The organism is Antarctobacter sediminis (assembly GCF_019218285.1).
Taxonomy (GTDB): Bacteria; Pseudomonadota; Alphaproteobacteria; order Rhodobacterales; family Rhodobacteraceae; genus Antarctobacter; species Antarctobacter sediminis.
Window position 1 is genome coordinate 235,715 of record NZ_JAHUZG010000001.1, and the last position, 22,763, is coordinate 258,477.

Annotated in this window: 18 protein-coding genes; 13 read left to right on the forward strand and 5 right to left on the reverse strand. The window is 63.3% G+C overall.

Going from position 1 to position 22,763, the window contains the following annotated elements:
• Positions 1 to 281: 281 nt before the first annotated feature.
• Genes KJP30_RS01210 through KJP30_RS01220 form a run of 3 tightly spaced genes read right to left on the reverse strand, consistent with a single transcriptional unit; the run spans position 282 to position 2,358 of the window.
• Complete coding sequence (locus KJP30_RS01210; protein WP_218447140.1) at positions 282 to 749, reverse strand: CinA family protein; 468 nt, start codon at positions 747 to 749, stop codon at positions 282 to 284.
• Entirely contained in the window at positions 746 to 1,231 is a 486-nt protein-coding gene (locus KJP30_RS01215) for a phosphatidylglycerophosphatase A family protein (protein ID WP_218447141.1), read from the reverse strand. Before KJP30_RS01215 ends, KJP30_RS01210 begins: the two co-directional genes overlap by 4 nt.
• A complete protein-coding gene (locus KJP30_RS01220) occupies positions 1,228 to 2,358 on the reverse strand; it encodes a bifunctional 2-C-methyl-D-erythritol 4-phosphate cytidylyltransferase/2-C-methyl-D-erythritol 2,4-cyclodiphosphate synthase (RefSeq protein WP_218447142.1) in 1,131 nt (376 codons plus the stop codon). Before KJP30_RS01220 ends, KJP30_RS01215 begins: the two co-directional genes overlap by 4 nt.
• Positions 2,359 to 2,554: 196 nt before the next feature.
• On the opposite strand from KJP30_RS01220, the gene dusB reads away from it, so the two are divergent.
• The 11 genes from dusB (at position 2,555) to KJP30_RS01275 (ending at position 15,832) form a co-directional block, all read left to right on the forward strand.
• On the forward strand, positions 2,555 to 3,535 hold the full coding sequence (gene dusB / locus KJP30_RS01225; RefSeq protein WP_218447143.1) for a tRNA dihydrouridine synthase DusB: 981 nt from the start codon (positions 2,555 to 2,557) through the stop codon (positions 3,533 to 3,535).
• Positions 3,535 to 4,617 carry a two-component system sensor histidine kinase NtrB gene (locus KJP30_RS01230; protein ID WP_218447144.1) on the forward strand — a complete coding sequence of 361 codons (1,083 nt, stop codon included), beginning with the start codon at positions 3,535 to 3,537 and terminating at the stop codon, positions 4,615 to 4,617. Before dusB ends, KJP30_RS01230 begins: the two co-directional genes overlap by 1 nt.
• Positions 4,618 to 5,988 (forward strand): response regulator, encoded by a 1,371-nt coding sequence (locus KJP30_RS01235; protein ID WP_218447145.1) that lies wholly within the window; start codon positions 4,618 to 4,620, stop codon positions 5,986 to 5,988.
• A 131-nt stretch (positions 5,989 to 6,119) separates the two neighbouring features.
• Positions 6,120 to 8,378 carry a sensor histidine kinase NtrY-like gene (locus tag KJP30_RS01240; RefSeq protein ID WP_218447147.1) on the forward strand — a complete coding sequence of 753 codons (2,259 nt, stop codon included), beginning with the start codon at positions 6,120 to 6,122 and terminating at the stop codon, positions 8,376 to 8,378.
• 27 nt (positions 8,379 to 8,405) lie between these two features.
• The gene (ntrX, locus tag KJP30_RS01245; protein ID WP_218447148.1) at positions 8,406 to 9,821 is read left to right on the forward strand and encodes a nitrogen assimilation response regulator NtrX; all 1,416 of its coding nucleotides are present in this window, start codon (positions 8,406 to 8,408) and stop codon (positions 9,819 to 9,821) included.
• Positions 9,822 to 9,831: 10 nt separating this feature from the next.
• Complete coding sequence (locus KJP30_RS01250; RefSeq protein ID WP_218447150.1) at positions 9,832 to 10,440, forward strand: hypothetical protein; 609 nt, start codon at positions 9,832 to 9,834, stop codon at positions 10,438 to 10,440.
• 235 nt (positions 10,441 to 10,675) lie between these two features.
• A complete protein-coding gene (gene trkA / locus KJP30_RS01255) occupies positions 10,676 to 12,052 on the forward strand; it encodes a Trk system potassium transporter TrkA (protein ID WP_218447151.1) in 1,377 nt (458 codons plus the stop codon).
• Between the two features lie 69 nt (positions 12,053 to 12,121).
• The gene (locus KJP30_RS01260) at positions 12,122 to 13,630 is read left to right on the forward strand and encodes a TrkH family potassium uptake protein (RefSeq protein WP_218447152.1); all 1,509 of its coding nucleotides are present in this window, start codon (positions 12,122 to 12,124) and stop codon (positions 13,628 to 13,630) included.
• Positions 13,631 to 13,766: 136 nt separating this feature from the next.
• Positions 13,767 to 14,006: an RNA chaperone Hfq gene (gene hfq / locus KJP30_RS01265; protein ID WP_023849333.1), complete on the forward strand. Its 240-nt coding sequence runs from the start codon at positions 13,767 to 13,769 to the stop codon at positions 14,004 to 14,006.
• On the forward strand, positions 14,003 to 15,280 hold the full coding sequence (hflX, locus tag KJP30_RS01270) for a GTPase HflX (RefSeq protein WP_425515692.1): 1,278 nt from the start codon (positions 14,003 to 14,005) through the stop codon (positions 15,278 to 15,280). The genes hfq and hflX overlap by 4 nt, the downstream gene beginning before the upstream one ends.
• Before the next feature lie 51 nt (positions 15,281 to 15,331).
• Positions 15,332 to 15,832: a P-loop nucleotide/nucleoside kinase family protein gene (locus KJP30_RS01275; RefSeq protein ID WP_343222729.1), complete on the forward strand. Its 501-nt coding sequence runs from the start codon at positions 15,332 to 15,334 to the stop codon at positions 15,830 to 15,832.
• A gap of 15 nt (positions 15,833 to 15,847) precedes the next feature.
• Here KJP30_RS01275 and KJP30_RS01280 read toward each other — a convergent pair whose 3' ends face one another.
• Positions 15,848 to 16,723 carry an aminoglycoside phosphotransferase family protein gene (locus KJP30_RS01280; protein ID WP_218447153.1) on the reverse strand — a complete coding sequence of 292 codons (876 nt, stop codon included), beginning with the start codon at positions 16,721 to 16,723 and terminating at the stop codon, positions 15,848 to 15,850.
• The gene (locus KJP30_RS01285; RefSeq protein WP_218447154.1) at positions 16,720 to 19,185 is read right to left on the reverse strand and encodes a penicillin acylase family protein; all 2,466 of its coding nucleotides are present in this window, start codon (positions 19,183 to 19,185) and stop codon (positions 16,720 to 16,722) included. Before KJP30_RS01285 ends, KJP30_RS01280 begins: the two co-directional genes overlap by 4 nt.
• A gap of 102 nt (positions 19,186 to 19,287) precedes the next feature.
• On the opposite strand from KJP30_RS01285, the gene KJP30_RS01290 reads away from it, so the two are divergent.
• Together KJP30_RS01290 and KJP30_RS01295 are read left to right on the forward strand one after the other, a co-directional pair.
• Positions 19,288 to 20,160, forward strand: a complete 873-nt coding sequence (locus KJP30_RS01290) for an NAD(P)-dependent oxidoreductase (RefSeq protein WP_218447155.1) — start codon at positions 19,288 to 19,290, stop codon at positions 20,158 to 20,160.
• Positions 20,161 to 20,315: 155 nt separating this feature from the next.
• On the forward strand, positions 20,316 to 22,436 hold the full coding sequence (locus KJP30_RS01295) for an ATP-binding protein (RefSeq protein ID WP_218447156.1): 2,121 nt from the start codon (positions 20,316 to 20,318) through the stop codon (positions 22,434 to 22,436).
• Positions 22,437 to 22,763: the final 327 nt, after the last annotated feature.

A 22,763-nucleotide genomic window follows, 5' to 3' on the forward strand; every position in this document is an offset into this window, starting at 1 on the left:
CCCATGTCCCTCCGTTGATTGGCGGGCACAAAGACGGATTCGACTGCGGATAAAAACAGCAGGCATGTTTTGAGGCGCGTAAAAACCCGGCCTTTTGCAAACTGCACAAAATATGTGCTTAAAAATTTGGCGTTGCGCGGGTTTTGGGCGGTTCGGAAACCGCCAATATGCGTGGGGTTTCAAGTATCGCTGACCGAACGGGCTGTGCGCCGCTTGATGATTTGCCTAAAAATTAGTCACATTTGGGTCAAGGACGGCCTGTCAGTCACTGCGGCAGCCCGTTATTTCAACGCCGCAAGGATCATCGACAGCGCATGTTCGGTTGCGGCAGCGCGAACCGCTGCACGGCCAAGCGCACCGTGTTCGATGGTCTCGCTTGTCACCCCTCGCGGGGTGGCAAGGCCGTAACACACGCGGCCTTCGGGTTTGAACTCTGACCCGCCGGGGCCGGCGATGCCGCTGATGGCGACGGCAATATCGGCGCCCGCTCCCGACAGCGCGCCCTGCGCCATCTCGCGCACAACTTCCTCGGACACCGCACCATGCGCGTCCAGCGTCGCGGGGGACACGCCCAACATTTCGGTCTTGGCGGTGTTGGAATAGGTGACAAAGCCGCGTTCGAAAATATTGGACGATCCGGCCACATCGGTAAGCGCCGCGGCAACCTTGCCGCCTGTACAGCTTTCGGCACAGGTGATGTGCAGCCGCCTGTTCATGGCCGCCTCCAGGATTTGCTCGGCAAGGCTCACATCAATACTCCATGAGAAAGACCGGCCAGCAGGATGGAAACGACGGCGGCAAAGACCCCGGCGACCACATCATCCAGCATGACCCCCAAAGGCGTGCCCATGCGGTCGGCCCGGCCCACCAGCCAGGGTTTCCAGATGTCGAAGAGGCGGAACAAGAGGAACCCCGCCAGCCATCCGGGCCATAGCCGCCAAAGTTCGACGGACATGAGCATCGCACCGTAACTGACGGGAAAGATTGCGATCCATTGGCCCACAAGCTCGTCGATGACAACCCAGGAGGGATCTTCGCCATGGCCCTGCGCGGTCAGCCGGTCTACGGCCCACCAACCAAGGGCAAAGGCGACAAGCGTCAGCGCCAGAAGCAACCAAAAACCACCAACAAGGTGGACACCATAGGCCAGCGGCAGCGCCGCCAGCGATCCCCAGGTGCCGGGGGCCGGTCGCAGAAAACCTGCGCCGCCCAGTGCCGCGAACCACCTCATGCCGCCACCAGAGTCGCGGTGGCCAGCGCGGCGATCCCTTCTTCGCGGCCGGTAAAGCCCAGCCTTTCTGAAGTTGTGGCCTTGATCGATACGCGGGACGGGTCCAGCGTCATGATCTCGGCCATTCTGGCGGTCATTTCGGCCGCGTGCGGACCAACTTTGGGCCGTTCGCAGATCAGGGTGAGGTCGATATTGCCAATGTCAAAGCCGCGCGACCGGGCCAGATCGACCGCATGGCGCAGAAAGATCTCGCTCGCGGCGCCTTTCCATTGCGGATCTGAAGGCGGGAAGTGGCGGCCAATGTCGCCCTCTGCCATTGCGCCGTATAATGCGTCAGTGACCGCGTGCATGCCAACGTCGGCGTCGGAATGGCCTTTGAGTTTATGTGTATGCGGGATCTTTACGCCGCAGAGGATCACGTGATCGCCTTGCTCAAAGGCATGCACGTCAAATCCGTTGCCCAGTCGAATGTCCATTTGTCCTCGCAACTGTTTGGCGGCCCTGAGGAAATCCTCCGGGCCGGTAATCTTCAGATTGGCTTCGTCGCCGGGGACGATGGCCACATCCATGCCCGCCGCCCGAGCCACCGCCACATCATCCGCCGCACCGCCAGGATGAGCGCGATGCGCCGCAAGGATGCCTGCGTAGTCAAACCCTTGCGGGGTTTGCGCGCGGTACAGGCCTGCGCGGTCGCGGGTGCCGCTGACCAGGTCATCGTCGCCGGTCCAAAGCGCGTCCGTCACGGCCAGCGCAGGGGCCGCGCCGGGATGATGGTCCAGTGCGTCGATCACCGATCTGATCACCCGGGGGGCGATGCAGGGGCGGGCGACATCGTGGATCAGCACCTTTTGCGGGGCGCGCGGCTCCAAAGCTTCCAGCCCGGCGCGAACAGAGGCAGAGCGTTCCGCGCCGCCTGCCACCAGTTGAACCTCCAGCCCCTTGGTCACGGTGGTGGCAATGTCGCGATCATCTGGGTGAATCACCATGACCAACGGGCCGAATCCGGCAAAAGCCTCCAACGTCCAGCGCGCCACCGGTTTTCCGGCAATCTCGCGCCATTGTTTCGGCTGACCGCCGCCCGCCCGCGTGCCGCGTCCGGCGGCCACGATGATGATCCCAGTCTGCATGGCTTTTCCGTCTTTTGCCGGTTTGTCATAGGCGCAGCGGCGAGGCGGCGCAATCACGCGGGGAAAGTGCCTAAAAATTAGGCGCGACGATCTGCGTCGCCCTAGAAATGGGCCTCTCAGATTGAAGAAAACACTGGTTCCTCATAAATCTGACTTGAACAAAAGAGTTGAACGCCATCGCACAAGGACTGGGCATTTGGGTTTTGATCTAGGAGATCGGCAGATCACGGAACCGGTCTTGCTGGCGCCACTGGCGGGAATCACCGATCTGCCGTTCCGAACGCTGGTTTCGCGGTTCGGTGCCGGGCTGGTGGTGTCCGAGATGATTGCCAGCGGCGAGTTCCTGACCGAACGCCCCGGAACACGGGAAAAGGCGGAATTGGGCGCGCAGATCGAAAACACCTCGGTCCAGATTGCGGGACGCGAGGCCGGGCCGATGGCCGAAGCCGCGCGCATGGTCGCGGACATGGGCGCGCGGGTGATCGACATCAATATGGGGTGTCCGGCCAAGAAAGTGACCGGAGGATGGTCCGGGTCGGCGCTGATGCAAGTGCCCGACCACGCGCTGCGCCTGATCGAGGCGGTCGTCGCCGCGGTGGATCTGCCGGTGACGCTGAAGACCCGTCTGGGGTGGGACAACGACTGTCTGAACGCCGCGGAAATCGCCCGGCGGGCCGAGGCGGCGGGTGTGCGAATGATCGTCATTCACGGTCGCACGCGCTGTCAGTTTTACAAGGGGTCGGCCGATTGGGCGGCCATATCGGAGGTGAAGAACGCGGTGCAAGTACCTGTAATCGCGAATGGAGATGTCGTCAGCCCCGCCACCGCGCGACAGGCGCTGGCGCGCTCTGGCGCAGATGGTGTGATGATTGGGCGCGGCGCGCAGGGCGCGCCCTGGCGGCTGGCTCAGGTGGCGCATGCCCTTTATGGCGCACCGGCGCCGGTCGTGCCGCAAGGCACCGATCTGGTCGACATGGTCTCGGGCCATTACGACGCCATGCTGGCGTTCTATGGCAAGACTCTCGGCAACCGCGTCGCCCGCAAACATCTGGGATGGTACATGGACGAGGCCGGGACCCCGGCAGCCTTGCGCAAACGCCTGTTGACCGAGCGCGATACCGGCGCCGTTCTGAACCTGTTGCCCGAGGCGCTGTTGACCCCGGCGGAGGCAGCGTGATGGGGGACGGGGATCTCAATATCTGGTCGTCGCTGCCGGTTCCGGCAATCCTGATCGACGAACATGACCGCATCGGAGACCTCAACCCGGCGGCCGAGGGGTTCATGAACAACTCGGCCAAATGGCTGGTAGAGCAACCGATCTGGGATCGTCTGGCGGTGGACGCACCGCTAGAGGAAAGTTTTGCCCGCGCCCGGGCGCAGGGTACGCCGTTGTTCGTCAATGATGTTGACGTGGGCACCGGATCGCGCCCGCCGCTGGTCTGCAACCTGCAAATCGCGCCGCTGTCGGGCAAGCCGGGCTGGATGGTCATGTTGATTTCGCCGCGCGAACTGGCGGGACGCATGACGCAAAGCCATTCGGTCAAATCGGCGGCGAAATCGGCCATCGGCATGGCCGAGATGCTGGCCCATGAGATCAAGAACCCGCTGGCGGGCATCACCGGTGCGGCGCAGCTTCTCAGCATGAGCCTTGGTCCGGAAGACCTTGAATTCACGGATCTTATCGTGGCCGAGACCCGGCGCATCGTAAAACTGCTGGAACAGGTCGAGCAATTCGGCAACCTGTCGGCCCCCGAGGTGCGCGAGGTCAATATTCACGATGTGCTGGACCGGGCGCGGCGGTCTTCGCTGCTGGGCTTTGGCGCGCACATGAAGATCGTCGAGGATTACGACCCCTCGCTTCCGATGGCGCTGGGAGACCCCGACCAGTTGTTGCAGGTGGTGCTGAACCTGATCAAGAACGCCTCCGAGGCGGCCGATGGCAAGGAGGGCGGCACGATCCGCCTGCATACCTTCTACGAGCACAGCTTTCGCCTGCGCCGCGCCGATGGCAGCGGCCAGACCCTGCCTTTGCAGGTCGAGATCATCGACGACGGCCCGGGCCTGCCGCCGGACATCAAGGGCGACATCTTTGATCCCTTTGTGTCTGGCAAGGAGAACGGCACCGGGCTTGGACTGGCGCTGGTCAGCAAGATCATCTCGGACCATGACGGGTGGATTTCTGTCGACAGCGTCCCGGGCAAGACGGTTTTTCGCATTTCGCTGCCGCGGGCGCCCGCGGCACCAAAGGAGAGCAGCTAAATGGATGGCACAGTACTGGTCGCCGATGACGACCGCACGATCCGCACGGTTCTGACGCAGGCTTTGACGCGGGCGGGCTGCAAGGTGCATGCCACCTCCAGCCTTACGACGCTGATGCGCTGGGTCAGCGAAGGCAAGGGCGACGTGGTGATTTCCGATGTGGTCATGCCCGATGGCAACGGGCTTGAGATGCTGCCCAAGATTTCCGAGGACCGTCCCGGGCTGCCGGTGATCGTGATTTCGGCGCAGAACACGATCATGACCGCGATTCAGGCCGCCGAGGCCGAAGCCTATGATTACCTGCCCAAGCCCTTTGACCTGCCGGACCTGATGAAGCGGACCGCGCGGGCGCTGGAAAACCGCAACCGGACGCCCAAACGCGAAGAACCGGTGGTTGGCGCAGATGAGCCGGACGAACTGCCGCTGGTGGGCAAGACGCCTGCGATGCAGGGGCTGTACAGGCTGGTGGCCCGCGTGATGAACACCGATCTGCCGGTCCTCATCACCGGCGAGAGTGGCACCGGAAAATCGCTGATTGCCCGTGCGTTGCACGATTTTTCGGACCGGCGGACGCTGCCGTTCATCACGGTGACCGGTGCGGACCTCTCTGATCTGGACGGCCCCGCGCGGGTTCTGGCGCGGGTCAAGGGCGGCACGCTGCTGATCGACGAAATCGCCGACATTCCTGATGAGTTGCAGGCACGGATCGTGCGCATGATGGATGTGCCGGGCGATCACGTGCCACGCTTTCTTGCCTCGTCGCAGCATGATCCGCAGTCGCTGATCGAGGGCGGAAAAGTGCGGCAGGACCTGTTCTATCGTCTCGACGGGGCGGCCATCGCGGTGCCATCCCTGCGCGAACGGGTCGAGGATATTCCGCTGCTTGCCGAACATTTCCTCAACCGGGCCGAGCGGGAAGGAGCGCCGAAACGTTGGCTGTCCGAAGGGGCCGCGGAACTGTTCCGCGTTTATTCGTGGCCGGGCAACGTTCGCCAGTTGGAAAACGCGGTGCGCCGCCTGTCGCTGACCAGCCGGGCCGAAGAGATCACCCGCGCCGAGGTCGAAGCGGTACTGGGCAACCAGCCCGAAACCGGTCCGGTTCTGCGCGGTGGCGACAGCGACAAGTTGGGCGAAAGCGTCGGCCGCCATTTGCGGCGCTATTTCGATCTCCATGGGGCGATGTTGCCGCCGCCGGGCCTGTACGGACGCATCCTGCGCGAGGTCGAAGCCCCGCTGATCGAGATCGCGCTGGAAGCGACCGGTGGCAATCAGGCCAAATGCGCCGACCTTCTTGGCATCAACCGCAATACCCTGCGCAAGAAGATCACCGATCTGGATATTCGCGTGACACGCCGCCGCAAGTTGATGTAAAAGGGCCACATATGTGTGGCCCCGCCGCCTCGGCGTGGTGAGAAGGCCACAAAATATGGCGGTCGCCGGGCTCTGGTTTCCCAGAACCGGCACATTGGCGAGGTTAGGCTGTGGCCACACGGGCACGCACCATGTTCAGGTTCCCGACGTGGGAGACATTCTCACGCCTGCGTCGGACAAGGCTTTTTCAGAATATCATCGCATTGTTGCTGGTGGCGCTGGGGCCTGCGCTGGCCTTTGCCACCTTCATGGTGCTGGGGCCGCTGGATCAGGGGGCAGGGGCGCTTAGCCTGCGGTTGGTTCTGCTGGCGGATCTGGTCTATGTCCTGCTGCTGGCGGCGCTGCTCTTGGCGCGTGTGGCGCGCATGGTGGCGGATCGTCGGGCGCAATCGGCGGGATCCCGCCTGCACCTGCGGCTGACCGCGGCCTTTGCGCTGATGGCGCTTTTGCCGACGGTCACGGTGGCGGTTTTCGCGGTTCTGACGATCAACATCGGGCTGGAGACATGGTTCTCGAGCCGGGTGCAGAACGTGGTGGGCGCATCGCTGTCCGCCGCCGAAGCCTATGAGGCCGAAAGCCGCGCCGGGCTGATTCAGGATGCGCGCGCGCTTGCGGGTTTTCTTGATGCCAACCGCCGCCGCAACTTTGTCATGGACGACGGCGAACTGCGGCAGGTGCTCAGCCAGGGGCAAGCGCAGATCCAGCGAGGGCTGCGCGAGGCCTTTGTGATCGACAGCGCCGGAGAGATCCGCGCCCGCGGCGAACGTTCCTACCTGTTTGATTTCGAAAAGCCCGGTCAGACCGATTTCCTGCGCGCCGACGCCGAGGGCGTCACGCTGATCCCGGATTGGGACAACAACGAATTCCGCGCGCTGCTGCCGCTGGAGGCCTTTGCCGACCGGTATCTCTATATCAGTCGCGAAGTTGACGGTCAGATCCTGAACCTGCTGGACGAAACGCAGGAAACCGCACGCTTTTATCAACAACAGGAAAGCGAACGGGGGCGGCGGCTTTTTGACTTTGCGCTGCTCTATCTTGGCTTTGCGCTGTTGCTGATCCTTGCGGCCACCTGGGCGGGCCTTTGGTTCGCCGAACGGCTCAGCCGCCCGGTGGGGCGTCTGACCGGGGCGGCGCAGCGTGTCGGTTCAGGCGATCTGGACGTGCAGGTTCAGGAAGAAGAGGGCGACGACGAGATTTCCATGCTCGGGCGCTATTTCAACCAGATGACCCGCCAGCTGAAGGCACAGCGCGAAACGCTGTTGGAAAACACCCGCCAGATCGAACGCCGCCAGCGCTTGTTCGACTCTGTTCTGTCTTCGGTGACTTCGGGCGTGGTCGGTCTGGATGCCGAAGGAAAGGTGACCTTCGTCAACCGCTCGGCAGAGCGGTTGTTGGGATGGCATGAAACGCATCGCGCCGTGCCTTTGGGTGTGGCCGTGCCAGAGTTTGGCGCGCTGTTTGACCGGTTGCGGACCGAAACGCTGGAAACCGCGCAGGAAGAGGTCAAGGTCAGCCGCGAAGGCCGTCTGGAACACCTGCTGGTGCGCCTTTCCACGCGCCGCCGCGACGATCGTTCGCTTGAGGGGTATGTTGTGGCCTTTGACGATGTGACCAACCTTGTCAGCGCCCAGCGGATGGCGGCATGGGGCGATGTGGCCCGCCGCATCGCGCATGAAATCAAAAACCCGCTGACCCCGATCAAACTGTCGGCGGAACGCATCCAGCGCAGTTTCGCGACCAAGCTGGAGGGGCGCGACGTCGAACGGGTCACCGACCTGACCGGACGGATCGTGCGCCAGACGGAAACGCTGAAACGGATTGTCGACGAATTTTCGCGCTTTGCCCGGATGCCGGAACCGGATCGCAAACCCGAGGACGTGGGTGCGCTGTTGCGCGAGGCTGCGCTTTTGCAGGAAACGGGGCAGCCGGGCATCCGGTTTCACATCGACATTCCCGACACGCCCATGTGGGCGGATCTGGATGCGGGCATGATCGGCGGGCAGGCTTTCTTGAATCTCATCAAGAACGCGGGCGAGGCGATCCAGAGCCTGCACGACAAGGGCACGCCCGAGGATTACCACCCCGAGGTGCGCGTTTCGGCGGAGGTGGCCGAAGATGGCCGCGCCGAAATCCGCATCATGGACAATGGCATCGGCCTGCCCGAAGACCGGGCGCGGCTGTTCGAACCCTATGTGACCACCCGCGACGAAGGCACCGGCCTTGGCCTGCCGATCGTCAAGAAGATCATCGAGGAACACGGTGGAACGCTGGCGCTGGAGGATGCGCCCGCCTTCTCCGAAGGTGCCCATCGCGGCGCCATGGCAGTTATCCGGCTGCCGCTGAACCCCGCGGCCGAGGCTGTTCCGCCGACCGCATTGGAAAGTGTTTGAGTACCAAGGAATGAGAGGGCAGAGGAAATGAGCGACATTCTGATCGTCGACGACGAGCGCGATATCCGGGAATTGATCGGCGACATCCTTGAGGACGAGGGCTTTGCCACCCGTCTGGCCGGAAACAGCCAAGAGGCGATGGCCGAAATCAACGCCGAACCGCCCGCGCTGCTGATCCTCGACATCTGGCTGAAGGACAGCAAGATGGACGGGATCGACATTCTCAAGACCGTCAAGCGCGACAACCCCGACATTCCCGTGGTCATCATTTCCGGCCACGGCAATATCGAAATCGCCGTGGCCGCCATCAAGCAGGGGGCCTATGACTTTATCGAAAAGCCGTTCAACATCGACCAGCTTCTGGTGGTGATCCGGCGCGCGATGGAAACCTCTCTGCTGCGGCGCGAAAACCTGCAACTGAAGCGGGGCGAGGTGAAATCCGCCGAGATGATCGGCGAAAGCGCGGCCTTCCGCGCCTTGCTGAGCCAGCTGGAAAAAGTGACGAAATCGAACGGTCGCGTGATGCTGACAGGTCCGGCGGGATGCGGCAAGGAGGTCGCGGCGCGTTATATCCACGCGCAATCGGGCCGCGCCAAATCGCCTTTCGTCACGGTCAACTGCGCCGGGGTGGAACCCGAAATGATGGAGGCCATGCTTTTTGGCCGCGAAACCGCCAAGCGCGGGGTCGAGCCGGGGCTGCTGGAACAGGCGCATGGCGGTGTGATCTATTTCGACGAAGTGGCAGACATGCCTTCGGGCACACAGTCCAAGATCCTGCGCGTGCTGGTCGATCAGCAATTCACCCGCGTGGGTGGCAATGACAAGGTGCGGGTGGATCTGCGGGTGATTTCCTCGACCAACCGCGACCTGCAAGAGGAAATCGCCGCCGGGCGGTTCCGCGAGGAGCTATACCACCGTCTGAACGTGGTCCCGATCGCGGTGCCGTCGCTGGCTGAGCGACGCGAGGATATTCCGGTTCTGGCAGGCCACTTCATCGGGCAATACAACCAGTCGCAAGGGCTTCCGATCCGGGAACTGACCGAAGAGGCCGTGGCGCTGATGCAGACGATGACCTGGCCCGGCAACGTGCGCCAGTTGAAGAACCTCGTGGAACGGGTGCTGATCCTTGGCGATGGCACCGGCCCGATCGAAGCACGCGAACTCCCTCAGGAAACCGCTCCGGGCGAAGACGCGGACGGGCGTGTTGTCCTGTCGGGCACGCTTGCGACTCTGCCGCTGCGCGAGGCGCGTGAGGCATTCGAGCGGGAATACCTGCTGACGCAAATCAACCGGTTCGGGGGCAATATCTCGCGGACGGCGTCTTTTGTGGGGATGGAACGTTCGGCCCTGCACCGCAAGCTCAAGTCGCTTGGGGTTGTGACCTCGGCCAAGTCGGGTGCGCGGGTGGCGCGGCTGGACGAACCCTTTACCGAAGCTTCCTGAGGGCGCGGGCATGTCCCTGACGCGACGGGCCATGTTGAGCCTTGGAGCCGCGGCGGCCCTGGCGGGCTGTGCGGCGCCTTCGGCGGAGGTGGCCACTGGTCCGGGCTTTGCCGAAACGCCCGGCGCCGACGCGCTGACCGGCAAGATCGCGGCGGTCGAACGGGCGGTACTGGCCCTGGGCCCGGGCGTGAACCCGCAGGAGGCGGCCTTTGTCGCGCGTGTTTCTGTCCGCGATCCGCTGGTCTGGGCGCGGGAATGGGGGGCGGTGGATCCGCCGCTGATCCATAACATCCAGGTCAACACCGGCCGCAAACCCCGGGGTCTGTGCAAACACTGGGCCGATGACCTTGAGGCGCGGTTGAAAAAGGAAGGGTTGCAAAGCCTGTCCCTGCATCGTGCCATTGCCAATGCCGACAACCTGCGGATTGAACATTCGACGGTGATCGTCTCGGCCAAGGGGGCCGCGATGGATAAGGGGCTGGTGCTTGACCCGTGGCGACTGGGGCAGGGGCAGTTGTGGTTTGGCCCGGTGGCGACTGATCCGAAATACCGCTGGGTGCCGCGAGCCGAGGTTTTTGCCATGAAACGCGCGCGTCGGGCGCGGCGCGGCGGGCCGTAGTGTCTGTCCTGTCGGCCGTCGATTTCGGACAGGCTGTCGGGACGGGACTGGTTGCGGCTGCGCCGCAACATGCGCCCGCCCGCCAACCCGCATGCGCGCCGCCGGCCAGGGTGGCCGCCCCGGGAAGCCGCAGGGCGCAACGGCTTGGGGCCGCGGGCCATTGACGGCGGCGCGCCTGCATGCGAGGCAGTGAGGCTGAAGCCGGGACGCGGTGCAGGATCGGAGCGCAGGGCGCATGAAGGTCATCATTTGCGGGGCAGGTCAGGTTGGCTGGCAGATTGCCCGTCACCTCGCCGGGGAGCGCAACGACGTAACGGTTGTGGACAACAACCCTGATCTTGTGCGCCGGGCCACCGATACGCTGGACGTACAGGGGATCGCGGGGTTCGCCTCTTATCCTGATGTGCTGGAAAAGGCGGGAGCGCGCGATGCCGATATGGTCATTGCCGCGACATATTCGGACGAGGTCAACATGGTCACCTGTCAGGTGGCGCATTCGGTCTTTGCCGTGCCGCGCAAAATCGCCCGGCTGCGGGCCGAAAGCTATCTGACCGCGATCTATTCCGATCTGTACCGGCGCGATCACATGCCGATCGACGTGGTCATCAGCCCCGAGCGGGAAGTGGCCGAGGCGGCGCTTCAGCGCCTTGCGGCACCCGCGGCCTTTGACACCGAGTCATTTCTTGATGGCCGGGTTCAGCTGATGGGGCTGACCATCGACGAAGACTGTCCCATCGTGAACACGCCGTTGCGACAACTGACGGATCTGTTCTCGACCCTGCGGTCCGTCGTGGTGGGGGTCCGCCGGGAAGGACAGCTATTCGCCCCCGAATCCGGAGACCAGTTGTTCGAAGGCGACAGCTGTTACGTCATGGTGCATGCCGACGACGTGCAGAGAACCATGGAAATTTTTGGCAAGGCGCATCACAAGCAAGAGCGTGTGGTCATCGTCGGCGGCGGCAATGTCGGCCTATCGGTTGCGCGCGCGCTGGAAACCGGCAAGACCCGTGTCCGCGCCAAGATGATCGAGCGCAACCGCAAGAACGCCGAACGCGCCGCCGAAGAGCTGGAACGCACCATTGTCCTGCATGGCGACGGTCTTGACGCAGCCCTGATGGTCGAGGCCGGGGTGGCACGCGCGGATGCCGCGCTTTGTGTGACCGACGACGACAAGGTCAACATGCTGGCCGCGGTCCGGGCCAAGGCCGCAGGATGCCCCATGGTGATCGCGCTGATCAACGACCCGACGTTGGTGCCCTTGATGGAGCCGTTGGGCATTGATGCCTATATCAACCCGCGCTCGACCACGGTCAGTTCGATCCTGCGGCACATCCGCCATGGCCGTGTCAGCCAAGTCTATTCCATCGGTGACGCCGAAGCCGAGGTGATCGAGGCCGAGGTCCTGTCGACCTCACCGATTGCCGGGAACATGATCCGCGAGGTCGATTTCCCCGAGGGGGTGCTGGTGGGAGCCGTGCGCAAGGGCGACAAGGTGGTGAAACCCACCGGTGCCCTGCGGATCGAGGAAGGCGACCAGATCGTCATCTTTTCCCTTGCGGGCGACGTGCCCGAGGTCGAGCGCCTGTTGCAGGTCTCGATCGATTTCTTCTAGGCGCGGTCCGCCTGTGATGGACGCTGTGCTGCCTTGCCGCATCGCCGCCCCGGCCTTGGGGGGCTGCCGATGAAGGCGATTGCGCGGCTGCCGCTGTTCCTCTTGCTGACGGGGCTTGGCTCTGTCTCGATGCTGCTGCCTGCGGGTTTTGCCTATGCAATCGAGGAGTTTCACGACGCGCGCAGCTTTTTCTACGGTGCCATTCTGGGGCTGATCCTGACGACGCTGGTGGCGCTGGCGCTTGGCAATCGTCAACATAACGAAAGCGCCTTGCGACAGTTGGTGGCGCTGGCGGCGGGCGTGGTCTTTATGCCGCTGGTTTTTGCGGTGCCTTTCCACGAAGCCGTTCGGACCACCGGGTTCAGCAATGCCTATTTCGAGATGGTGTCCAGTTTCACCACAACAGGCGCGACACTGTTTGACGCCGCGCGCCTGTCGGGCCCAGAGCATCTGTGGCGGGCGCAGGTTGGCTGGATGGGCGGTCTGGTGATGTGGATCGCGGCCTCGGCCATCCTTGCGCCGCTGGCGCTTGGCGGGTTCGAAGTGACAGCGAGCGGCGAACCGGGGCAATCCTTCGGGCAGGGCGCCTTGAACACCGGACCGACCAGCCCTGCGCAACGGCTGATGCGCAGCACAGAGGTGCTGTTTCCGATCTACACGGGCCTGACCATCGCGCTTGCGGTGATGTTGCTGGTGGCAGGTGATCCTCCGCTGGTGGCGCTGAGCCACGCGATGTCGGTCATGTCGACCTCGGGGATCAGCCCCCTGCCGGATCCGGGCGCCGCGCCCAGCGGGCTGGCGGGTGAAATGATCCTGTTCTGTTTTCTGGTCTTTGCGCTGTCGCGACTGACCTTTTCCACCGACACCCGCCAGGAACGCGGGCTGGTCTATGACCCGGAATTCCGGCTGGGCCTGATCATCGTCGTCGCGGTGCCGCTGGCGCTGTTCATGCGTCACTGGGTGGCGGCCTTTGACGTGGGCGAGGAACAGAACTGGGTTGCGGGCCTGCGCGCGCTTTGGGGCGGGCTGTTCACGGCGGCGTCTTTTCTCACCACCACGGGATTCGTCAGCGGTGACTGGGATACCGCGCAAGACTGGTCGGGGCTGCCGACGCCGGGAATCATTCTGGTGGGACTTGCGCTGATTGGCGGCGGGGTGGCGACCACAGCCGGAGGGGTCAAGCTGTTGCGGGTTTACGCGCTGTATCTGAACGGCAAGCGTGAAATCGAGCGGCTGGTCCATCCCAGCTCTGTTGGCCGGGCTGGTCCGATGGGGCGGCGAATCCGGCGCGAAGGGGCCTTTATCGCTTGGGTTTTCTTCATGTTTTTTGCGCTGGCATTGGCCGCGCTGACCCTGATCCTTGGCCTTTACGGTGTGGACTTTGAACGGGCGATCGTGCTGACCATTGCCACGCTTTCAAACACCGGCCCGCTGATCGGAGCAGCCTCTGCCGCGCCCATCGACCTGACTGCGATGGGCTGGGATGCGCGATTGATCCTTTGCGGGGCAATGGTGCTGGGACGGCTGGAACTCTTGGCGATCATCGTGATGATCAGCCCGGATGTCTGGCGCGAGTAGTGGCCCACAAACACTAAGGCACGATTGGCCTTGCCAAATCGCGCTTTTTCGGCTGGAAACTCCTGCGTTGGCATATCATACTCGCGCAAACGAGGGTAGCCCGGCGCGCGGGCACGGCAAGAATAAAGGCAATTCAATGGCTTCTGATAGACAGAACCTGCAGGACGCATTTCTGAACCACGTCCGCAAAACCAAGGTCCCGGTTACCGTATTCCTGATCAACGGGGTCAAGTTGCAGGGCGTCATCACCTGGTTCGACAATTTCTGCGTTCTTCTGCGCCGTGACGGCCAGTCGCAGCTTGTCTACAAGCACGCAATTTCGACCATTATGCCCAGCCAGCCGATCAATCTGTATGACGGCGAAGGGGACGCGTGAAGGAACACGCTACGCCTGTGACCCGCGCCTGGGTCCTGCATCCCGACATCAAAAGCGATCAGGACCGGCGTGATGCGCGGATGGCCTTGGACGAGGCTGTCTCGCTTGCGCGTGCGCTGCCGGGGCTTGAGGTCGCTGGCGCCGAAGTTGTGCCTTTGCCGCGCCCGCATCCCGGTGCGCTGTTCGGGTCTGGCAAGATCGAGGAATTGCGCAACCGGCTTCATGACGAAGAGATCGAGCTTGTCCTGATCGACGGGCCGGTGACGCCAGTCCAGCAGCGCAACCTTGAACGCGAATGGAAGGTCAAACTGCTGGATCGGACCGGTCTGATCCTCGAAATCTTTTCCGACCGCGCCGCGACACGCGAAGGTGTCTTGCAGGTCGAGATGGCGCATCTGTCGTACCAGCGTACCCGGCTGGTGCGCGCCTGGACCCACCTTGAACGCCAGCGGGGCGGATTGGGGTTTGTCGGCGGTCCCGGCGAAACCCAGATCGAGGCCGACCGCCGCGCCATCGACGAACAGCTGGTGCGTCTGCGCCGGCAGTTGGACAAAGTGGTCAAGACGCGCGAGCTGCACCGCAAGGCACGCGCCAAGGTGCCGTACCCGATCGTTGCCTTGGTGGGCTACACCAACGCGGGCAAATCGACGCTGTTCAACCGGCTGACCGGGGCCGAGGTCATGGCAAAAGACATGCTTTTTGCCACGCTGGACCCGACCATGCGGGCGGTGCGCCTGCCCACGGGCGCGGATGTGATCCTGTCGGACACGGTGGGATTCATCAGCGATCTGCCGACGGAACTGGTCGCCGCCTTTCGCGCCACGCTCGAAGAGGTGCTGGCCGCCGATGTGGTCGTACATGTGCGCGACATCTCGCACCCCGAGAGCGAGGAACAGGCCGAAGACGTGCGTGGCATCCTTGAAAGCCTGGGCGTAGGTGAGGAAATCGCCCAGATCGAACTGTGGAACAAGCTGGATCAGCTTGAGCCGGACGATCTGGATGCCGTGCGCGCCCGTGCGGCGCGTGATCCTTCGGTTTTTGTTGTCTCGGCGTTGACTGGCGAAGGTTTGGATACCTTTCTCGAAGCCGTGACCGAGGCCCTGTCGGCCGAACGGGTGCAGGAAAACCTTGTGCTGACCTTTTCGGACGGGCGTCGCCGGGCGTGGCTCTTTGAAAAGGGGCTGGTCGAGGACGAACGGCAGGACGAGGACGGGTTTCACCTGCGGGTTCTGTGGTCGGCACGTGATCGTGCCCAGTTCGAGTCCATGGGCTGACAGCGCGGCGTGCCACCGTTTCCAAGGGCCGGTACTTAGCCAAAAGGACGCATGATGGGGGAACCGACGCCGACGCTGCACATGGTGTGCGGCAAGATTGCTGCGGGGAAGTCGACGCTTGCCGCGCGCCTGGCCACGGCGGACCGGGTGGTACTGATCGTCGAGGACGATTGGCTGCACAAACTGTTTGCCGAAGAATTGGCGACGCCAAGGGACTATCTGCACTGTACGGCCAAGCTGCGCAGCGCCATCGGGCCACATGTGCGTGAACTTTTGAATGCGGGTCTTTCGGTCGTGCTGGATTTTGCGGCGAACACGGTCGAGCAGCGCCGCTGGATGAAGGGTCTGCTGGAGGGCACAGAGGCGGCGCATCAGATGCATGTTCTTGTTCCCTCGGACGAAACATGCCTGATGCGGCTGCGGGCGCGAAATGCGGCAGGCACGCATCCGTTTTCCGTGACCGAAGAACAGTTTTACCAGTTCTCCAGCCATTTCGTGCAGCCCACTGCGGACGAGGGGTTTGATCTGGTGGTCTACGACACAGCCACATAGCCCCGGACGGGCGGCTCAGATCAGCGGATCGGAACTGTCCAGAATTTGCCGGGCGCAGGTCCAGCGCTGTGCCTGATGCGCGGTCGGGTCCGGCGGCGTGTTGGCCCAGACACCCAGCGCAAAGCAGCGTTGCAGGAAAAGCCGGACCGCCGGTGCGGTCACCTCATCCCCATACCCTTGGCGCAGGGCAGCAAGCGGGGCGGTCTTCCCGGTTTCGCAGAGCGCATCCAGCGCCAGCGAAAAGACATCGCGCAGGGGCTCGTCTTCCTTGGCGTTCTCAAAGTCGATGCCCCAAGTGTTGTTCCCGGGGCCATGCACGAGGTTCGACAGGGTCAGGTCGCGATGTGTCACGGCGCGGGTGGCGGGCAGGCCGCGCACCTTGGCCCGCATGGAGGCAACGGTTTGCGCAGCCTTGACGAATCCCGCAGGCCGGGGCGGTGTGCGGGTGCCGCCATTCACTTCGGCCGAAATGCGGGACAGCCAGTTGACCTGCCCCTTGGGCCAGAACGTGCGCCGTCGCAGGGTCAGTCCGTGAAACGCTGCCAACCAGTGGCCCGCATCGCGCAGAACCTCCTCTGCCGTGTCGGTTTCCATCCGTCGGCGAAAATCCGGGCCACAGACGTCCTCCATGACCATCACGCCCGCCTCGAACCATAAAACGCCAGAGGCACGGAACGGACCTGCCAGTCTGGCGGCGACCTCGGCCTGCCTTAGGGCCTGACGTTCCGATTTTTCTTCATCGCCTTCGGCCCAGACCTTGACCACGGCAGGGACGGGACCGCCGGACAGACGATAGACCCAGGTATCCGGACCTTGCCGCAGCGGCACGAAACTGCCCGCCCAGCCGGGCCAGAGCGCGCGCAGCGCGGCCTCGGCCCGGGGTTCGCTCACGGTTTGATCAACCGTGTAATTCCGACCGAGGCCGCCCGCGCAAGTCCCACGTCCAGCGACATGGGGATATATTCGCCGCGCCGCCAAAGCTGACCCAGATCGTCGTAATGGCGCGACAGCGGGTGGCCCGACTGACCGGTGGCCGAAACAAAGACAGAGCTGTCCGGATCGGCAAAATCATAAACGCCGCGATAGCCTGCGCCATGAACATTGGCAAAAGGATCGGGGCCTTCGCCCTTGGTCAGTCCACGTTGCAGGGTATGATCCCCGCCCGAGGTGGTCTGCCGGATGTTCACGAAATAGCGCAGGATCGGAATATCACCCAGAACAGGATGCTTGTGTGTTGCGGTGTGTTCATCGCCCCAACGCAGCGCCTCCAACGCCGAGCCGGAATGTTCTTCGATCCAGATCAGCGCATCGTCCAGCGCCATCCGCGCAATATCGGTGCAGCTTTCTACAGCAGCGGAACGGATCACGTCGCACCATGCGCTGGCACCGTTCACATCGCGAAACACCCGTTCGATGAACAGCGGTTCCACCTGCGTGAACTCTTCGGCAAGTGGGCCAAGATCGTCGCGGATCAGCCGCGACTGAAGCGCCCGCAACCAGGCAGCGTACAGCAGCGGTTCGGGCAGATGTTCGTTCATCTCGCCGTTCCAGTCGGCCAGCAGATCCAGCGCGCGCTGGCGGCGGCGTTCCGGCGTACCTTCGGGCGCGGCCTGCGAAGTGAACCACAGGTCCCGCCCGATCAGCGGCAAAAGGGTCCGCGCGGCAGGCGAAACCGTGTCCAGCTGTGCCTCGATGAAACTGTCGCGGGTGTGGACCTTGCGGCCCTGCATCATGTTTTGCCACCGCTGGATCCGCTGGCTGTCACCCCAGTCAAAGCTGACGTGCTCGGGAAAGGGGCGGTCGATCAGCTTGTTGTTGGTATTGCCGACGATGCCGCCTTCAGGGGCAAGGAACTCGGGGTTGGCAGAGAAGGGATAGACACCCTGCCAGCGGTTGGTTTTGATCCATCCGCGCGACGGGACGCGGCCCAGCCCTTCGTTCGCGGGGTCGCGGCGGGGCATTGCGCCCACCAGCTTGAGCGCGACGGTATCGCGATCGATCACCGTCAGGTTCTGGGACGGCGCAACGTAAAGCCGCGAAGACTCCATCGCTTCCTCGACAGAGCGCGACATCATCAGACCGATGGCGGCCGAAGCCGAGGTGTCCTCGTGGCTGAGCGCGGTCCAGGCCAGCGAAACGAGGTGCCCCGGCGGAGTGATTTTGTCCAGATCGAACTGCGAGGCGGGCAGGATCGGGCCGTTGTCGGTCCATAGCAAGGTCAGCGTGACGGGGGCTTCGTCCTTGATGCGGATGATCGACTGCCGCTGTTCAAAAGCCTTGAAACCGTCCGGTGTGCGGTATTCGCCGCGCGCGTCGGGGTTCAATTCCTCGAAGTACAGATCCTGATCATCAAGATAGGAGGATGTGATGCCCCATGCGATATGTTCCGAACGCCCCACCATCAGCGTGGGAATGCCGGGGATCGAGGCGCCAATGACGCCGCCAGTCCCCAGTTGCAGCCGGGCCAGATACCAGACCGACGGAGCGGTAAAGCCAAGGTGCGGGTCATTGGCCAGAAGCGTCCCGCCCGAGGCCGAGCGCTCTGGCGCGGCGGCCCAGACATTCGAGGCCCCGGCAAAACCGCGGCGCGGTACCGGCCAGAAATCATCGCCGCCCTCAGGGGACAGGCCAGCCTGCCGGGTGCCTGCGCCCGCAGGCAACGCCGCGACGCGGGGCAGGGCGGCAATGCCATTCCCGGGCATGTCCGGAAGGATGTCCGACAGGCGCTTTTCATCGCCCAGCAGCAGCGAGGTGCGCGCCCTCAGCACTTCTTCGCCGATCTGACCGGAGAGTTGCAGCGCCATCAGCTTGATGATCGCAATCGAATCCGCCGGTTGCCAAGGCGCGATCTCGGCGTCGAAGAGAAAGAATTCTGGCGCGCCGCGCCCAAGGCTCTGGCTGTTGATCTCGGCGATGCGGGCGTTGATCCCGGCGGCATAGGCCTCGAGCGCGTCCAGCGTGCGTGCGTCCTGATGTTCGACCGATGCCTTGGCGGCGGAATAAATGTCCAGCCGTCGCAACAACGTATCCGTGCGCAGGGTCCGGCGACCGAAAAGTTCCGACAGGCGGCCCTGTGCCGTGCGCCGCAGCATCATCAGTTGCCACAGCCGGTCCTGCGCGTGGACATAGCCCAGACCAAAGAAGGCATCGCGATCGGACAGTGCCATGATATGCGGCACAGCCGAGTTGTCGCGGACGATTTCAATGTCGGCGGTGATTCCCGCAACCGCCAGCGTCTTTTCGTAGTCGGGCAAGGACCGCGACCCGAGGTAGTAAACCAGCAAGACCCCGATGACGATCAGGGCGACGGACAGGCTGGCCAGCCGCAACAGCCATCGGAACACAACCGCCATTTCGCTCTCCGTCCATTTGGGTTAGGTCAGATCGCACCGGGATTAACTTGCCAGCCCGGGCTTGCCAAGGGCAGGCGGGCTGGACCGACGGAGGAGAAAGACATGGCGAAAGTTGCATTTCTGGGTCTGGGCGTGATGGGCTATCCGATGGCAGGCCACATGGCCAAGGCCGGGCACGAGGTCACGGTTTTTAACCGCACCGCCGCCAAGGCCGAGAAGTGGGTCGCCGAACATGGCGGTTTTGCCGCGGCCACGCCGCGCGAGGCGGCTCAGGGGGCCGATTTCGTCATGGCCTGCGTGGGGAATGACGACGATCTGCGTGGTGTCTGCCTTGGAGAGGATGGTGCCTTTGCCGGCATGTCCAAAGGCGCAACCTTTGTCGATCACACGACGGTATCGCAGCAGGTGACGCTGGAATTGTCCGCCGTGGCCACCGAGCGGGGCCTTGGCTTTGTCGATGCGCCGGTATCGGGCGGACAGGCCGGCGCGGAAAACGGCCAGCTTGTGATCATGTGCGGCGGCGAGCAGGCCCGCTATGACGCGGCCGAACCGGTGATGCAGGCCTATGCCAAGCTTTGCAAACGGTTGGGCGAAAGCGGCGCGGGCCAATTGTGCAAGATGGTCAACCAGATCTGTATTGCCGGGCTGGTGCAAGGCCTCTCCGAAGGGCTGCATTTCGCCGAAAAGGCCGGTCTGGACGGTGCCACCGTGGTTGATGTGATCGGCGGCGGCGCAGCGGGATCGTGGCAGATGGTGAACCGCTACAAGACCATGATCGCGGATGAGTTCGAACACGGGTTCGCCGTGGACTGGATGCGCAAGGATCTGGACATCTGCCTGCGCACCGCCAACGAAAACGGGGCGTCCTTGCCGGTGACTGCCCTTGTGGACCAGTTCTACAAGGATGTGCAGAAAATGGGCGGCGGACGCTGGGATACCTCGTCGTTGATCAAACGCTTGCGCGCCATGGAGTAATTTAGAAATGAGGGTTCACGCGCCTTGACCTGAGCCCCGCGCAGGTGTCGAATGTTGGCAATGGATTTTTCCGACGTTCGTTTTTGGTGACCCCTCGAATGCCGTACAGGCCGAAGTCGAGCAAGCTACTGACACTGGGCACCGCCGCAGCGGTCTTGACCATTTTGGTGTCCAGCGCCGGTTTCTACAAAGGTTTCACGGATTCCTCCCGCCTGCGGAACACGGAATTGCGTCTGTCGATCCTGTCGCAGGACCTGATGTCGACTATCGGATTCGACGGGATGATCCATGATTTCAAGAACTGCGTGCTGCGTGGCGCGGCGGAACCTGATTATTGCGACGAAGCCGAGCGTGAGTCGCTGCGGGCGCTTGATATCCTTGACCGGATGGAGACGCTGACGGCCGAACACGGCCTGCGGCTGACGCTTGATCCGGTCCGCGCCTCGGCGCGTGATTACGGTGCGCGGATCGAACAGGTCCGGCAGGGCCATGCGGACGGTTTGTCCGTCGTCGAAGTCGACGAGTCGGTGCGCTATGACGACGGCCCGGCGGTCGACGCCCTGCAAGAGGCGCTGAGAGTGGCGACCCAAACGCTGAACAGCCGAGTCGACGCGCTGCAACGGGACTATGTCCTGATGACCGCGCTGGCCTTGTTGTTCCCTCTGGCGCTGGTGATCTGGTTCGCATTCGCCGCCCGGCGCGAGTTCCGGTCCACCGTGGACCGGCAGGCGCAGCTTGACGCGGTCTTTGCCTCGTTGACCGGTGGCTTGATCGGGTTCGATCAGAGCGGCGAAATCGTCCTGATCAACCCCACCGCGCGCAGGTTGTTGCGTCTTGGCCAACAAGAGGTCCCCTTTCGCTGGCCGGCCCATGCGGAATTGCGCCCGCGCGACGAAAGCGAAGGGGATACGCCGCATGACATCGACCCGGTGGAAATCGCGCTTTCGCCCGACGGGACCGAAGAACAGGTGCGTCGCCTGCGGATCAACGTAGGGCAGGAACCGGACCGTTACGTCAAGATCGGCAGCGCGCGCGTGGATTTGCCCAATGCCCGCCTCACGGCCTTGCTGTTCATACAGGACGTGACGCTGGAAGAGCGGAACAGGCAGGTGATCGAACGCGATAGCCGTTTGGATGCTCTGGGTCAGTTGTCTGGCGGGATTGCGCATGATTTCAATAACTTGCTGGCTACTCTTCTGTTTTCGATCGAACTGGCCCAGCAAGAAGAGATCTCGGACACGGCTTCGGGCCTGCTGGAACGGTCGAAATCCGCCATCTGGAGCGGGCAGAGCCTGACGGATCGCTTGTTGTCCTTTGCGCGACGTCAACCGGGGCGGGAACAATCCCGGCCCGTGCGCGAGGTCTTCAAGGACATCGAGGTGTTGGCCCGTCCTGCACTCAGCGGCGAAGTCACGCTGCGACTTGATTGTGATGACCCGGACCTGATGGTGCATGCGGATCCGGGGCAACTGGAAAACGCCCTGTTGAACCTGGTCCTGAATGCCCGCGATGCAATCCGCGAAAAGGGCGAGGAAGGGTCGATTACCGTCACCGCACGCGGGGTCAACGGCGATGAAATCGGCTTTGCCAACGGGCAAGAGGGCAGCGGCAAGGATGCCCGTGTCCCGGCGCACCAACGCCGCGTTGAAATCGCCATCAGCGACGATGGCAAAGGTATGTCCGACGAAGTGCGCCGCCGTGCGGTGGATCCGTTCTTTACAACGCGCCGGGCGCGGGGCGGCACCGGGCTTGGGCTCGCCATGGTTTACGGTTTCGTGCAGCAGTCCAACGGCGACCTGCGCATCTATTCGATCCCGGGGCAGGGGACCACAGTGCGTCTGACCTTGCCGCGCGGCCTGTCCGAAAACGCACCGGAACCTTCGGCGTCCAAGGGGGCCACCCTGCGCGGCAGCGCGGAACGCGTGTTGCTGGTCGAGGATGAACCGGACCTGATGGAGGTCATGCAGGGCGTGCTGGCCGGGCTGGGCTATGAGGTTCTGACCGCTCCCACCGGTCGCAAGGCATGGGACCTGATCGAGAACGGGTTGGAGTTCGACGTACTCTTGTCGGATGTGTTCATGCCCGGAGGTGTTTCCGGCCAGGAGCTTGCCGAACGTGTGGTTGACCGGTTCCCGCGCAAACCTGTTGTTCTGATGTCGGGATATGCCTTGCGCCCCGAAAGTGACGGCAAAGGCCCCGATTTCCTGTTCGTTCAAAAGCCCTGCAAGCCCGAAGAGCTTGCCCGTACCCTGCGAACAGCCCTCGAAAAGGCCTGAAAGCCGGTTCCGGCGGCGTGCTGTCGCATTGGGCTATTGTCATTCCCTTGTGGCTGGTCTTATGTTAGCGGTCAGGCTGCGAGCAGATTGTGCCGCGCCGAAAGTTTCGCTGACCGTGGACCCTGACACACTGGACCCGGCCAGACCGATCGGGCCGAAAGGCCAAAGTCCCTGCCCGGACCGCCAAAAGCGACGGGCGCAACGAATGGGCGCCGTCCCGGCCAACTGCCGGAGATGCGCGTCGGAGAAGAACCGCGATGAAGCGCGCGACAGACATGAGGCATGAGGCAGGGACACCGGTTTCCCGCCATGCCATCGCGCACCATC

Coding starts and splice junctions, on each gene's coding strand:
- KJP30_RS01215 (WP_218447141.1), bottom strand. CDS start 1,231: ATGAGGTGGTTCGCGGCACTGGGCGGCGCAGGTTTTCTGCGACCGGCC.
- KJP30_RS01250 (WP_218447150.1), top strand. CDS start 9,832: ATGTCCCTGACGCGACGGGCCATGTTGAGCCTTGGAGCCGCGGCGGCC.
- KJP30_RS01230 (WP_218447144.1), top strand. CDS start 3,535: ATGGGGGACGGGGATCTCAATATCTGGTCGTCGCTGCCGGTTCCGGCA.
- KJP30_RS01290 (WP_218447155.1), top strand. CDS start 19,288: ATGGCGAAAGTTGCATTTCTGGGTCTGGGCGTGATGGGCTATCCGATG.
- KJP30_RS01220 (WP_218447142.1), bottom strand. CDS start 2,358: ATGCAGACTGGGATCATCATCGTGGCCGCCGGACGCGGCACGCGGGCG.
- KJP30_RS01275 (WP_343222729.1), top strand. CDS start 15,332: ATGATGGGGGAACCGACGCCGACGCTGCACATGGTGTGCGGCAAGATT.
- KJP30_RS01240 (WP_218447147.1), top strand. CDS start 6,120: ATGTTCAGGTTCCCGACGTGGGAGACATTCTCACGCCTGCGTCGGACA.
- KJP30_RS01260 (WP_218447152.1), top strand. CDS start 12,122: ATGAAGGCGATTGCGCGGCTGCCGCTGTTCCTCTTGCTGACGGGGCTT.
- KJP30_RS01285 (WP_218447154.1), bottom strand. CDS start 19,185: ATGGCGGTTGTGTTCCGATGGCTGTTGCGGCTGGCCAGCCTGTCCGTC.
- ntrX (WP_218447148.1), top strand. CDS start 8,406: ATGAGCGACATTCTGATCGTCGACGACGAGCGCGATATCCGGGAATTG.
- trkA (WP_218447151.1), top strand. CDS start 10,676: ATGAAGGTCATCATTTGCGGGGCAGGTCAGGTTGGCTGGCAGATTGCC.
- hfq (WP_023849333.1), top strand. CDS start 13,767: ATGGCTTCTGATAGACAGAACCTGCAGGACGCATTTCTGAACCACGTC.
- KJP30_RS01235 (WP_218447145.1), top strand. CDS start 4,618: ATGGATGGCACAGTACTGGTCGCCGATGACGACCGCACGATCCGCACG.